The organism is Planomonospora parontospora, from assembly GCA_014647935.1.
Lineage (GTDB): Bacteria > Actinomycetota > Actinomycetes > Streptosporangiales > Streptosporangiaceae > Planomonospora > Planomonospora parontospora.
In genome coordinates, this window is record BMQD01000015.1 from 156,209 (window position 1) to 169,884 (window position 13,676).

The 13,676-nt window shown below is 71.8% G+C and carries 10 protein-coding genes and 2 riboswitches; of the genes, 2 read left to right on the forward strand and 8 right to left on the reverse strand.

Annotation, left to right across the window (positions count from 1 at the left end; all coding sequences use genetic code 11):
* Nucleotides 1-79: 79 nt before the first annotated feature.
* The 7 genes from gcvP to clsA form a co-directional block, all read right to left on the reverse strand.
* A complete protein-coding gene (gene gcvP / locus IEZ07_RS23230) occupies nucleotides 80-2,935 on the reverse strand; it encodes an aminomethyl-transferring glycine dehydrogenase (protein ID WP_191896658.1) in 2,856 nt (951 codons plus the stop codon).
* Nucleotides 2,936-3,096: 161 nt separating this feature from the next.
* A riboswitch (glycine riboswitch) is annotated at nucleotides 3,097-3,189 on the reverse strand.
* Between the two features lie 15 nt (nucleotides 3,190-3,204).
* A complete protein-coding gene (locus IEZ07_RS23235) occupies nucleotides 3,205-3,825 on the reverse strand; it encodes a MerR family transcriptional regulator (protein WP_068900674.1) in 621 nt (206 codons plus the stop codon).
* A gap of 144 nt (nucleotides 3,826-3,969) precedes the next feature.
* Complete coding sequence (locus tag IEZ07_RS23240) at nucleotides 3,970-4,449, reverse strand: bifunctional nuclease family protein (RefSeq protein WP_153054485.1); 480 nt, start codon at nucleotides 4,447-4,449, stop codon at nucleotides 3,970-3,972.
* 78 nt (nucleotides 4,450-4,527) lie between these two features.
* Entirely contained in the window at nucleotides 4,528-5,178 is a 651-nt protein-coding gene (ftsR, locus tag IEZ07_RS23245) for a transcriptional regulator FtsR (RefSeq protein WP_239320497.1), read from the reverse strand.
* A 26-nt stretch (nucleotides 5,179-5,204) separates the two neighbouring features.
* The gene (locus IEZ07_RS23250; protein WP_068900670.1) at nucleotides 5,205-5,717 is read right to left on the reverse strand and encodes a double zinc ribbon and FHA domain-containing protein; all 513 of its coding nucleotides are present in this window, start codon (nucleotides 5,715-5,717) and stop codon (nucleotides 5,205-5,207) included.
* Nucleotides 5,718-6,040: 323 nt separating this feature from the next.
* A complete protein-coding gene (locus IEZ07_RS23255) occupies nucleotides 6,041-8,542 on the reverse strand; it encodes a mannose-1-phosphate guanyltransferase (protein WP_191896660.1) in 2,502 nt (833 codons plus the stop codon).
* Between the two features lie 11 nt (nucleotides 8,543-8,553).
* Complete coding sequence (gene clsA / locus IEZ07_RS23260; protein ID WP_191896661.1) at nucleotides 8,554-9,144, reverse strand: cardiolipin synthase ClsA; 591 nt, start codon at nucleotides 9,142-9,144, stop codon at nucleotides 8,554-8,556.
* A gap of 302 nt (nucleotides 9,145-9,446) precedes the next feature.
* A riboswitch (TPP riboswitch) is annotated at nucleotides 9,447-9,559 on the forward strand.
* Here clsA and thiC point away from each other — a divergent pair.
* The gene (gene thiC, locus IEZ07_RS23265) at nucleotides 9,552-11,282 is read left to right on the forward strand and encodes a phosphomethylpyrimidine synthase ThiC (RefSeq protein WP_204054570.1); all 1,731 of its coding nucleotides are present in this window, start codon (nucleotides 9,552-9,554) and stop codon (nucleotides 11,280-11,282) included. Its footprint overlaps the riboswitch before it by 8 nt.
* Before the next feature lie 203 nt (nucleotides 11,283-11,485).
* Nucleotides 11,486-13,135 carry a methyl-accepting chemotaxis protein gene (locus IEZ07_RS23270; RefSeq protein ID WP_301549341.1) on the forward strand — a complete coding sequence of 550 codons (1,650 nt, stop codon included), beginning with the start codon at nucleotides 11,486-11,488 and terminating at the stop codon, nucleotides 13,133-13,135.
* Between the two features lie 82 nt (nucleotides 13,136-13,217).
* Here IEZ07_RS23270 and IEZ07_RS23275 read toward each other — a convergent pair whose 3' ends face one another.
* Nucleotides 13,218-13,637, reverse strand: coding sequence for a hypothetical protein (locus tag IEZ07_RS23275; protein ID WP_191896663.1), 420 nt, complete (start codon nucleotides 13,635-13,637; stop codon nucleotides 13,218-13,220).
* Nucleotides 13,638-13,676 lie beyond the last annotated feature (39 nt).

Below are 13,676 nucleotides of genomic sequence, written 5' to 3' on the forward strand. Positions count from 1 at the left end.
CTAACGACTCGGGGCCGTCCGCGTCTTCGCATACGCGGTGATCCGTGCGGTCCCGCGGGCGGGCCGTACGGCGGGCGGGTCAGTCCTCGTACGCCTCCAGCGGCGGGCAGGAGCAGACGAGGTTGCGGTCGCCGTAGGCCTGGTCGATGCGGCGCACCGGCGACCAGTACTTGCCCTCGCGCAGCGACGGCACCGGGTAGGCGGCCTCGGTGCGGGTGTAGGCGTGGGACCACTCGTCGGCGGCGACGCAGTCGGCGGTGTGCGGCGCGTTGCGCAGCGGGTTGTCGGTCCGGTCGTAGGCCCCCGAGGCGACCTTCCCGATCTCCTCCCGGATCGCGATCATCGCGTCGCAGAACCGGTCGAGCTCGGCCAGGTCCTCGCTCTCGGTCGGCTCGATCATCAGCGTCCCGGCCACCGGGAAGGACATGGTCGGCGCGTGGAAGCCGTAGTCGACCAGGCGCTTGGCCACGTCGTCGACGGTGACGCCGGTCTCCTTGGTGATCTGGCGCAGGTCGACGATGCACTCGTGGGCGACCAGCCCGCCCCGGCCGGTGTACAGGACCGGGTAGTGCGGGGCCAGCCGGCGGGCCAGGTAGTTGGCCGACAGAATGGCCTGCTCGGTCGCGGCCTTGAGGCCCTCGCCGCCCATCATCCGGATGTAGGCCCAGGAGATCGGCAGGATGCCGGCCGAGCCGTACGGCGCGGCGGAGACCGGGCCGACCGCCGAACCCTCGCGCAGCGGGTGGCCGGGCAGGTAGTCGGCGAGGTGGGCGCGGACCGCGACCGGGCCGACGCCGGGGCCGCCGCCGCCGTGCGGGATGCAGAAGGTCTTGTGCAGGTTCAGGTGGGACACGTCGGCCCCGAACTCGCCGGGCTTGGCCAGGCCGACCAGGGCGTTGAGGTTGGCGCCGTCGACGTAGACCTGGCCGCCGGCCTCGTGGACCAGCTCGCAGACCCGGGTGATGCCCTCCTCGTACACGCCGTGCGTGGACGGGTAGGTGACCATGATCGCGGCGAGCCGGTCGCGGTGCGCCTCGATCTTGGCCTCCAGGTCGCCGAGGTCGACGTTGCCGTCGTCGTCGCAGGCGACCACGACCACCTTCATGCCCGCCATGACGGCGCTGGCGGCGTTGGTGCCGTGCGCCGAGGACGGGATGAGGCAGACCTCGCGACCGGCCTCGCCCCGGGCCCGGTGGTAGGCGCGGATGGCCAGCAGGCCGGCGAACTCGCCCTGGGAGCCGGCGTTGGGCTGGATCGACACGGCGTCGTAGCCGGTGACCTCGGCCAGCCAGCGCTCCAGCTCCCTGATGAGCTCCAGGTAGCCCTCGGCCTGGTCCTCGGGGGCGTACGGGTGCAGGCCGGCGAACTCCGGCCAGGTGATCGGTTCCATCTCGGTGGTCGCGTTGAGCTTCATGGTGCAGGAGCCCAGCGGGATCATCGACCGGTCGAGCGCGACGTCCTTGTCCTGGAGCCGGCGCAGGTAGCGCAGGAGCGCGGTCTCGGAGCGGTGGGCGTGGAAGACCGGGTGGGTGAGGTAGTCGCTCGTGCGCAGCAGCTCGGCGGGGAGCGCGTCGTGCGCGGCGGCGTCCAGGTCGGCCAGGACCGCGCCGCTGACCTCGAAGGCGGCCAGGACCTGCTCCAGGTGGAGCAGGTCGGTCTTCTCGTCGCAGCTGACGCCCACGTGGTCGGCGTCGACCAGGCGGAGGTTGACCCCGTTGTCGCGGGCGGTCGCGACGACCCGCTCCGCGCGGCCGGGCACCCGGGCGAGCACGGTGTCGAAGAAGACGTCGTGCACAACCTCCACGCCGCCCTGGCGCAGGCCCTCGGCGAGCACCACGGCGAGCCGGTGCACGCGCCGGGCGATCCGGCGCAGGCCGTCGGGGCCGTGGTGGACGGCGTACATGCCGGCGATCACGGCGAGCAGCACCTGCGCGGTGCAGATGTTGCTGGTGGCCTTCTCCCGGCGGATGTGCTGCTCGCGGGTCTGCAGCGCGAGCCGGTAGGCGGGATGCCCGTCGGCGTCCTGGGAGACGCCGACCAGCCGGCCGGGCATCTGCCGCTGGAGGCCCTCGCGGACCGCCATGTAGGCCGCGTGCGGGCCGCCGAAGCCGAGCGGGACGCCGAACCGCTGGGAGGAGCCGATCGCGATGTCGGCGCCGAGCTCGCCGGGCGGGGTGAGCACCGTGAGCGCCAGCAGGTCGGCGGCGGCCACGACCTGGGCGCCGCGGGCGCGGGCGGCCTCGGCGACCGCGCGGAAGTCGCGGATCCGGCCGCTCGCGCCGGGGTACTGCACCAGGACGCCGAAGCACTCGGGGAGCTCCCCGGACAGGTCGCTCTCGACCAGCTCGATGCCGAGCGGCTCGGCGCGGGTGCGCAGCACGGCCTTGGTCTGCGGCAGCGCGTCGGCGTCGACCACGAACACGTCCGACTTCGCCCGGCCGGCGCGGCGGGCCAGGGTCATCGCCTCGGCCGCGGCGGTGGCCTCGTCCAGCAGGGAGGCGCCGGCGATGTCGAGGCCGGTGAGGTCGGAGACGACCGTCTGGAAGTTGAGCAGGGCCTCCAGCCGGCCCTGGGAGATCTCCGGCTGGTAGGGGGTGTACGCGGTGTACCAGCCGGGGTTCTCCAGCAGGTTGCGGCGGATGACCGCGGGGGTGACCGTGTCGTGGTAGCCGAGGCCGATCATCGAGGTGAGCACGGTGTTGCGGGCGGCCAGCGCACGCAGCTCCCCGATCGCCTCGGTCTCGCTCGCCGCCGAGGGCAGCTCCAGCCGGTCCGCGGAGCGGATCACCTCGGGCACGGCCACCGCGGTCAGGTCGGCGACGGAGGCGAATCCGACCGCCTCCAGCATGCGGGTCTGGTCGGCGTCGTCGGGCCCGATGTGGCGGGTGGCGAACGGCGGGGGGGCGAGCTCGCTGAGGGGTGACAGGTCGGTCATGGAAAGCCTCCCGAGGCGGTGGAGACCGGCGCTGGGCGCGGGCGTACGGGCCGGATCTCCCCCTCTGTCATCTCGACCTGAGAGCTTCACCTGCCCCTGACGGGGAGGCTTTCACCGTCGGTGAGACGCGCCTGGCGGACGCACCTGCTTTCCAGAGTTGCCTCGTCCGTGCGGTACAGGGTGCCTGAGAGATTCCGGGGAGGTTGCTCCTTCGGCGCCCCGATCATGGTCGGGGTCTCTCCCGCACAGGGTCGTCAGCGAGAACAACTTTACCCCGTGCGCCGAGCCTGCCGACGGCGGGCCAGCTCATCGCCGGGGTGATCGCCTAAAGGGCCTTCGTCGCTCTCCGCACGCTCACCGGGGAGCTCCGCCAGGGAGCCCTCCACCTCCTGCCAGACCCGGCCCAGCGCGATGCCGAACACGCCCTGGCCGCCCTGCAGCAGGTCGATGACCTCGTCGGGCGAGGTGCACTCGTAGACGCTGGCCCCGTCGCTCATCAGGGTGATCTGGGCCAGGTCGCCGGCCCCGCGGGAGCGCAGGTGGTGCACGGCGATCCGGATCTGCTGCAGGGAGACGCCCGTGTCGAGCAGGCGTTTGACGACCTTGAGCACCAGGATGTCGCGGAAGCCGTACAGCCGCTGGGTGCCGGAGCCGTGGGCGGCCCTGACGGTGGGCTCCACCAGGCCGGTGCGCGCCCAGTAGTCCAGCTGCCGGTAGGTGATCCCGGCAGCGGTGCAGGCCGTGGGGCCTCGATAGCCGACGTCGGCGGGCGGGCTCACCGGTCGCCCGTCGAACAGCAGGCCTTCTTCTCCGGCGCGCTGGCGCGCCGACCGGCGCCGCCCCGGATCATCCTGGCCGGCCGCCTTTCCTTCGCCGCTGCTGACCGCCACTGCGGACCTCCGGCTTTCTCTCATCCCATGGCCTGATCTGGGGGTTTGTACACGGCCACAGGTTCACTCGCACCGTAAGACTGGGATCTGCCTCAGTCAACGACCCCACTCGGCGCGTCGTGAAGCGTAAATGCACCGAAATTCCTACCCCGCACGGCCGAAGTCCTCCGGCGAGATCTGGTCAAGGAACTCCCTGAACTTCTCCACCTCGTCCTCCTGCCCCTCCTGGTCCTCAGGAATGATCACTCCGGCCTCCCTGACCACGTCCTCGCTGGCGAAGATGCGGGCACCGGTGCGCAGGGCCAGGGCGATGGAGTCCGACGGCCGGGCGCTCACCTCGGCCCCGTTGGAGAACACCAGGTCCGCGAAGAAGATCCCCTCCCGGAGCGCGACGATGTTCACCGTGGTCAGCCGGACCCCGAGCGCGTCGATGACGTCACGGAACAGGTCGTGCGTGAGCGGCCGGGGCGGCGGCTCCTCGGCCTGCGCCATGGCGATCGCGGTCGCCTCGGTCATCCCGATCCAGATCGGCAGGTAGCGCTCCCCGTGTGCCTCCTTCAGCAGGACGATCGGCTGGTTGGAGGGCATCTCGACCCGGACGCCCACGACCTCCATCTGCAACACGGGCTGCTCCGTTTTCGCTGGGTTCAACCGTTTCATTCAACGTAACACCCGCGGGGGCGCGGGCGCCCGGTCAGGCCCTCACCGGCCCAGGACCCCACGAACACCGGAACGCAGCAGCGAGGCGTGCAATTCCAGCAGCAGGCCGGAGATCTCCCTGGCGGTCTCGTCGGCCCGGTCGATCGCACCGGGCGCGCGACGGCGCAGCAGCGGCGCGACGGCCTGTTCCACGAGCCCGGCCTCCCGCTCGGCGGCGGCCCTGACCGCCCTCAGGTGGCGGGCCCGGAGCCCGAAGGCGGACAACGCGCCGACGCTGCGGGCCACGGCCAGCGCCTCGGCGTCGTAGTGCCGGGCCACGGCCGCCAGCAGTCCGTAGTCCTCGAGCTCGGCCAGGGTCTCCTCGTCGATCTCGGCGGCGGCCAGTAGCTCCTCGCGGCTCAGCCGGATCTCCGGCTGAGCCTCCGAGGGCACGGCGCGCGGCCGGGCGACGGGCCGCTCCTCGCGGTCGGCCTCCTCCAGCCGGTCCTTGATCACACGCAGCGGCAGGTAGCGGTCACGCTGCTCGCTGAGGATGTAGCGGAGCCGCTCGACGTCGGCGTAGGTAAACTTGCGGTAGCCGGACGGACTGCGCTCCGGTTCGATCAACCCCTCGCCCTCCAAGAAACGGATCTTGGAGATGCTGACGTCGGGGAACTCGCCCTGCAGCAGGGCGAGCACCTCCCCGATGCTCATGTGCGCACGAGCGGCCTGCGGGCTCATCATCCTCCAGCGGCGCCGCGGGTGAGGAACACCAGGCGGAACTTGCCGATCTGCACCTCGTCACCGCCGTAGAGCGGGACCTCCTCGATCCGCTCGCGGTTGACGTAGGTGCCGTTGAGACTGCCCACGTCGCGGACGGTGAACACGCCGCCGCCGCGCCGGTAGAACTCCACGTGGCGCCGCGAGACGGTGATGTCGTCCAGGAAGATGTCGCTCTCCGGATGGCGGCCCACGGTGGTGAGGTCACTGTCCAGCAGGAAGCGACTGCCGGCGTTGGGACCGCGCTGGACGACGAGCAGGGCCGTGCCCGGGGGCAACTGCTCGACGGCCTGCCGCTCGGCGAGGAGCGCCTCCCCTGTCTCCGCCTCGTAGGCCTCGATCCCGGAGAGGGAGATCGTCGACGTGCTGTCTCCGGGTGTCTCGGCTCTGGTCAGCGGCGACCCGCAGCGAGAACAGAAACGCGCGTCCTCGGGGTTGGCATGACCGCACTGCGTGCAGTAGACGCTCGGCATCGATCGGCTCGGCCTCCTACCGCGAAGGCGCGGCAACGGTGCTCGGGGATGCGCGCCTCGCTTCTTCGCTTCTCAAGTGTTTGCTCAAACTGCGAATGCCGCAACTTACGCCGCTGAGGCGCAAAGGTCAAGGCGAGCACTGGACCGGGGGTTCGGTCGGGGACAAAGTTACAGGCGGGGAAGGCCCAAGGTCCATATCTTCGCCAAGCCGGGCGCGTCGCGCCGCCTGCCGGGTTCTCCCACGTCCCTCAGACCTCTCCCGTCCCGGGCTCCCTCCGCCCCGCAGGCTCTCGATCCCCGCCCGCCCGGCGGGGCCGCCCGGCTCACGGGCCGGCCGCCCGTTCCACGATCCGGGCCCAGTGCTCCAGCAGGACCTGCGCGGAGTCGGCGTCGGACCCCTCGGCCCACAGGTGGGTGACCGCCTCGGAGGGGTCGGGCAGGACCAGCGTCCAGCTCCCGTCCTCGCCGACGACCCGCACGCCGTCGGTGGTGTCGATGCGCTGGCGCTCGGCCGCCTCGATGACCGAGCGCATCACCGCCCCCTTGGCCGCCCAGGGGGTCGGCACCGTACGGCGCAGCAGCCTGGCGACGGGGATCCTGGCGTCGATCTGGCTGAGCGAGAGCCGGGTCCTGGCGACCAGGCCGAGAAGGCGCAGGAAGACCGCCAGCCCGTCCACCGCCGGGCCGAACTCCGGCACGATGAACCCGCCGCGGCCGTCCCCGGCGAACACCATGTCCGGCGCGCGGGAGGCCGCGGTGAGCGCGTCGAGCGCGGTGGAGGTCCATTCGACCTGCACGCCGTGGAAGCGGCAGACCTGCTCGGCCACCCGCGTGGTGGTCACCGGCAGCGCTACCCGGCCGCCGCGCCGCTCGGCCGCGACCAGGTCCAGTACGACCAGCAGGGCGCGCTCCTCACTGATCAGCTGGCCCGTCTCGTTGACCAGCGAGACCCGCTCGCCCACCGGGTCGAACCGCACCCCGAACGCCGCCCGGGAGGAGCCGACCAGCTCCGCCAGGCGCTGCAGGTCGCGGCGGCGCTCGGCGAAGGTCTCGGTGGGCGAGGCCTCGTCCAGCCGGTTGTTGACGGTCAGCACGTCGACCCCGGCCCTGCCCAGCAGGCTCGGCAGCACCAGGGAGGAGGTGCCTCCGGCGCAGTCGACCACGACCTTCATGTCGGCGTCGCGCACGCCGGTCATGTCCACCCGGCGCAGCAGCTCGTGGGTGTAGTCCTCGACCGCCCGCGGAGGGAAGCCGAGCTCGGCGATCTCGCCGGGGAAGGCCCGGCGGAACTCCTGGCGGGAGAAGACCCGTTCCAGTTTCCGCTGCGCGGACCGGGACAGGTCGGCGCCGCTGTCGTCCATGAAGACGATGTCCACGCTCTGCGGGTCGCCCGCGGTGGTGCGCAGCGCGATCCCGCCGACGGCGTTCTCCTTGGCCGTGTGGAAGCGGGAGACGGGCAGCGGGGTGGCCTCCAGGTCCAGCACGTTGATGGCGCTGGCGTTCAGGGCGCTGATCACCGCCCGCTTCAGGGCCCGCGCCGCGCGCGAGGAGTCGCGGGAGGTGACGACCGAGGCGCCCTTACGCAGCGTCGTGGCGTAGGCGCTGGCCAGCCGTACGCACAGCTCGGGGGTGATCTCGACGTTGACGAGCCCGGAGACCCCCCGGGGACCGAACAGGCTGCGCTGGCCGCGGGACTCCCAGATCACGCTGGTGTTGACCACCGCCCCGGCCTCTACGGTCTTGAACGGGTAGACCTTGACGCCGGAGGAGACGTAGGCCTCGGCCTCGATGACGCACTCGTCCCCGATGACGGCGCTCTCCTCGATCCGGGCCCCCGTCATCAGGTCGCTGTTCTTGCCGATGACGCAGCCGCGCAGGTGGACCCCCGGGCCGACGTAGACGTTGTCGTGGACCACGGCCCGGTGCAGGAAGGCGCCCTCGCGGACCACCGCGTTGCTCCCCAGCACGGTGTACTCGCGCAGCTCGGCGCCGGCCTCGACCTTGGCGTAGTCGCCGATGTACAGCGGGCCCTTGAGCACGGCGTCCGGGTCCACCACGGCGCCCTCGGCCACCCAGACGCCGGGCGAGAGCTCGAAGGCGCCGAGGTCCACCGCCACCCGGCCGGAGAGCACGTCGGCCTGGACCGCCAGGTAGCTCTCGTGGGTGCCGACGTCCTCCCAGTAGCCCTCCGCCACGTAGCCGAAGATCGGGGCCCCGCGCGCCAGCAGGCGGGGGAAGACGTCCGCCGACCAGTCGACCGGCTCCCCTGCCGCGACCTCGTCGAGGATCTCGGGCTCCATCACGTAGATGCCTGTGTTGACCGTGTCGGAGAAGACCTGGCCCCAGGTGGGCTTCTCCAGGAAGCGCTCGACCCGGCCCCGCTCGTCGGCGATGACGATGCCGAACTCCAGCGGGTTGGGCACGCGCTTGAGCCCGATGGTGACCAGCGCGCCCTGCTCCCGGTGGAACCGCACCATGTCGGTCAGGTCGATGTCGGTGAGCGCGTCACCGGAGATGACCAGGAACCGGTCGTCGCGGAGCTCGTCCGCGGCGTTCTTGACGCTGCCGGCCGTGCCGAGCGGCGTCTCCTCCGTGGCGTAGTACAGGTCCATGCCGAGCTCGTCGCCGTCGCCGAAGTAGGTGCGGACGAGGGCGGCCAGGAACTGCACGGTCACCACGGTCTCGGTGAACCCGTGCCTCTTCAGCAGCCGCAGCACGTGTTCCATGATCGGCCGGTTGACCACGGGCAGCAGCGGTTTGGGCTGGTTGGCGGTCATCGGCCGGAGCCGTGTCCCCTCCCCGCCCGCCATCACGACGGCCTTCACGAATCACCTCATTAAGGCGTTCCAGCTCCTTTGAGAAGTTGCCGCACCTGTACCCAATACAGCACCCCCGACCACCAGTACAGCCCCACGCCCCAGATGGCCAGCGCCCAGCCGAGGATCCGGGCGGGGTCGGCGTACCACGCGTCGTGGTGGGCGAGGAAGAGGAGGGGGAAGGAGTAGAGCAGGTTGGCGGTGGCGGCCTTGCCCAGGAAGTGCACCGGGAGCGCCGGGCCGTACCCCAGGCGGCGCAGGATCGGCGGGATGCCCAGCAGCATGACGTCCCGCAGCGGGATGACGAGCGCCAGCCACCACGGGATGATGTCGCGCAGCGCCAGGCCGAGCAGGGTCGCCAGGATGTAGAGCCGGTCGGCCAGCGGGTCCAGCAGCCTGCCGAGCCTGCTGGTCTGGTTCCACGCTCGGGCGATCTTGCCGTCGAGCCAGTCGGAGAACCCGGCGAGCATCAGCAGCGCGACGGCCCAGCCGTCGGCCTCGGGACCGAGCACGAGCCAGAGGAAGACGGGCACGCCCAGCAGCCTGGCCAGGCTCAGCGCGTTGGGGACCGTCCAGATCCGGTCCTCGGTCCCCGAAACTTCCGCATTCACCCGTTCGTCCCCTCCCCGTACCTGAGGGTGACACTACTGTGCCCATGGCGGCGCTGCGCGCCGCGGCTCGGGGGCCGGTAACCGCCGTCTTCCCTCGTCGCGTGCTCGCTTCGCTGCGCGCGCTCCTCAGTCCAGACGCCGGAGCCCCCTCGCAGGCTGCGCGCGCTCCTCAGTCCAGACGCCGGAGCCCCCTCGCGGGCCGACCCCCGGGGAGGCAGGAGCGGTTCCCTCCAGCGGAGGAGTGACATATCCCTCACCGCCGTGCGGGCTGGCGATCGGCGTGAAGATCGCGTTATGGTTTCGCCGACCAACGCGGGAGCCCGGAGAACCGGGCTGAGAGGACGGCTGGAACGGCCGCCGACCGCCAGAACCTGCTCCGGGTAATGCCGGCGAAGGGAGTTTGCGCGATGTCCGACGCGCGCCCGACCAGTTCCAAGATCTACTGCGGTGACCTCCGCGTCCCCATGCGCGAGGTCCGGCTGACCAACGGCGAGTCCGTCACGCTGTACGACACCTCGGGCCCCTACACCGACCCCGCGGTGACCGTCGACATCACCCGCGGCCTGCCCCGCCTGCGCGAGGAGTGGATCACCGGCCGGGGCGACGTGGTCCGATACGGCGGCCGCCCGGTCGAGCCGGGCGACGACGGCTACCGGGACCCCGAGTCCCGGTCGCGCGACCTGCGCTCGCTGGACACCGTCTTCACCGGCGGCGGCCATCGGCCGCTGCGAGCGGCGGGGGCGCCGGTGACCCAGCTCGCCTACGCCCGGCGCGGCCTGATCACCGAGGAGATGCGGTTCGTCGCCGTCCGTGAGGGGGTGAGCCCGGAGTTCGTCCGCGACGAGGTGGCCGCCGGACGGGCGATCATCCCGGCCAACGTCAACCACCCGGAGAGCGAGCCGATGATCATCGGCCGCAACTTCCTCGTGAAGATCAACGCCAACATCGGCAACTCGGCCGTGGCCTCCACCATCGCCGAGGAGGTCGACAAGATGACCTGGGCGACCCGGTGGGGCGCCGACACCGTGATGGACCTGTCCACCGGCCGTAACATCCACACCACCCGCGAGTGGATCATCCGCAACTCCCCGGTGCCGATCGGGACCGTCCCCCTCTACCAGGCGCTGGAGAAGGTCGGCGGCCGCCCCGAGGAGCTGTCCTGGGAGGTCTACCGCGACACCCTGGTCGAGCAGTGCGAGCAGGGCGTGGACTACTTCACCGTGCACGCCGGGGTACGGCTGGCCCACGTACCGCTGACCGTGGGCCGCAGGACCGGCATCGTCTCCCGGGGCGGCTCGATCATGGCGGCCTGGTGCCTGGCCCACCACCGCGAGAGCTTCCTGTACGAGCGCTTCGCCGACATCTGCGAGATCCTGGCCGCCTACGACGTGGCGTTCTCGCTCGGCGACGGCCTGCGCCCGGGGTCGATCGCCGACGCCAACGACGAGGCCCAGTTCGCCGAGCTGCGCACGCTCGGCGAGCTCACGAAGATCGCCCACGCGCACGACGTCCAGGTGATGGTCGAAGGCCCCGGCCACGTACCCATGCACAAGATCAAGGAGAACGTCGACCTGCAGCGCGAACTCTGCGACGACGCGCCGTTCTACACTCTCGGCCCGCTGACCACGGACGTCGCCCCCGGCTACGACCACATCACCTCCGCCATCGGCGCGGCGATGATCGGCTGGTACGGCACCGCCATGCTCTGCTACGTCACGCCCAAGGAGCACCTGGGGCTGCCGGACAGGGACGACGTGAAGACCGGCGTGATCACTTACAAGATCGCGGCGCACGCGGCCGACCTCGCCAAGGGCCACCCGGGGGCCCAGGCCTGGGACGACGCCCTGTCCGACGCGCGGTTCGAGTTCCGCTGGGAGGACCAGTTCGACCTGTCCCTGGATCCCGACACGGCCCGGTCCTTCCACGACGAGACCCTGCCCGCCGCCCCGGCCAAGACCGCGCACTTCTGCTCCATGTGCGGGCCGAAGTTCTGCTCGATGCGGATCAGCCACGACATCGCGGCCGCGTACGGCGGCGGCGCGGGCCTGTCCGGCGACGACGTCGAGGCCGGCCTGCGGGCCAAGGCCGAGGAGTTCGCGGCGAACGGCAACCGCGTCTACCTGCCCCTGGCCGACTGACCGGCGCGCGGCCCCGCCGTCCGGAACCCGCCGGACCGCGGGGCCGCGTGCGCCGGGCTCCGCGGCGGACGGCGGTCCGGGTGACCTCCGTCGCATCCCGCGGCTCTCCTCAGTTCCCTTCCCCCTGCGCCGATGGAACGGCGACATCCCCGTCCGGGATCGTCGTAAGCCCTCCCCCGGTTCAGCGCTGGAAAGGACCTGCCGTGAACCCCCCTCTTGACCGAGTCGGACCCCCCGCGGTGACCGTGCGCCGCAACGCGCTGCGCGGCCGCTTCGCCGACCTGCGCATCAGCACCAAAATGCTCGTCGCCGTGGCGCTGGTGGCCGTCATGGCAGGCGTGATCGGCGTGACCGCGCTGAGCCGCATGTCGACGATGAACGACGACATGCGGTCGATGGGAAGGGCCAACACCAACCAGGCCGCCCTCGGCGAGGTCCGCGCCCGGATGGCCGACATGTACAACACCTCGGTGGGCGCCGTCGTCGAGCGGGCCCCCGAGAAGCGGGCCGAGCGCACCCGGCAGGTGCACGACTACACCGACCAGGTGACCGCCGCGTTCGAGGCGTACAAGGCGGACGTCGCGGAGTACCGGCCCCTGCAGCAGGACCTGACCGCCTTCGAGGAGGTGTGGCAGGAGTTCGAGGTCCTGCGTGACGCGGTGATGTTCGGTGAGCCCCTGCCCGCGGGATCGCACATGGACCCCGCCGCGGCCGCCACCCGGCTCGGCGAGGCCTCCATGGAGCTCAACGTCCTGATGGACAGGATGGTGGACAACGAGCGGAAGGCGAGCGAGGCGATGGTCGCCGCCGGCAACGCCGGCTACGAGGACGCCCGTGTCTCGGTCATCGTGCTGCTCACGGTCGGCCTGGCGCTCTCCGTGGTCGTGGCCCTGCTGATCGCCCGCACGATGGTCGGCACGCTGCGGAACCTGTCGCAGACCCTCTCCGCGATGGCCCAGGGTGATCTGACCCGGACCGTCGAGGTGACCTCCCGCGACGAGGTCGGCGAGATGGCGGTGGCGGTCAACCAGGCCAACACGGCCATCCGCGAGGCCATCGAGGCGCTGGCCACCAGCGCCGACACGCTGGCCGCCAGCTCGACCGAGCTGTCGGGTGTCAGCAACCGCATCGCCGCCAGCGCGGACGAGGCCTCCACCCAGGCCGGCAACGTCGCCGCCGCCGCGGGCCAGGTCTCGCAGAACGTGCAGACCGTCTCGGCCGGCAGCGAGGAGATGGGCGCCTCGATCCGGGAGATCGCGCACAACGCCGGCGAGGGCGCCAAGGTCGCTTCGAAGGCGGTGGAGGTCGCCGCCTCCACCAACGAGACCGTCGCCAAGCTCGGCGCCTCGTCGGCGGAGATCGGCAGTGTGATCAAGACCATCACGAGCATCGCCGAGCAGACCAACCTGCTCGCGCTCAACGCCACCATCGAGGCGGCGCGGGCCGGGGACGCCGGCAAGGGCTTCGCGGTCGTGGCGGGCGAGGTCAAGGACCTGGCGCAGGAGACGGCCAAGGCGACCGAGGACATCTCCAAGCGGGTCGAGGCGATCCAGGCCGACACCGAGAGCGCGGTCGCGGCCATCGCGGAGATCTCCGCCATCATCGGGAAGATCAACGACTACCAGCTGACGATCGCCGGTGCGGTGGAGGAGCAGACCGCCACCACCGGGGAGATGAACCGCAGCGTGGCCGAGGCCGCGCAGGGCAGCGCGGACATCGCGGTCAACATCTCGGTGCTGGCCGGGGCGGCGCGCGTGACGGCCGAGGGTGTGAGCGAGAGCCAGCGGGCCGCGGCCGAGCTGGCCGGGCTGTCGGCCCGGCTGCACACGCTGGTCTCCGGCTTCCGCTACTGAGACCCGGGCCCGGCCGCCCACGGATGGGCGGCCGAGCCCGGTCGCGGTCCGGCCGCAGTCCGGCCGCAGTCCGGCCGCAGGGTCAGGAGCGGCGCACGGCGGCGCGGGGCGACCAGGCCCAGACGAGCACGGCCACGGTCAGCCCGAACAGCGCGAGCCCGCTGGGCACGTGGGTGCCGAGCGCCTCCCAGCTGAAGTGCTGGCCCATGCCGATCAGGAACAGGCCGAGGCTGGCCAGCGCGGGCCAGCCCGCGCCGCGGCCCGGCCGCCAGACCAGCACGGCCGCCACGATCTGCAGCAGGGCGATCAGGTGCACGGCCATGCCCGCCATCACGTGGGTCTCGGCCAGGTCCGCCCCGCCGTTCACGGCCTGGCCGGCGAACGAGGCCGCGACGATCAGCCCGGCCGCCTGCGCGGTGACCAGGACGCGCAGGCCGTACAGCAGGCCGGTGGAGACCGGGCGGGTCTGGGCGGCGGAGCCCTGGGTGATGACCTCCTGCATGAGAGGTGTCCTTCCTCGCGGTGGTTGCCTGGCAGCACA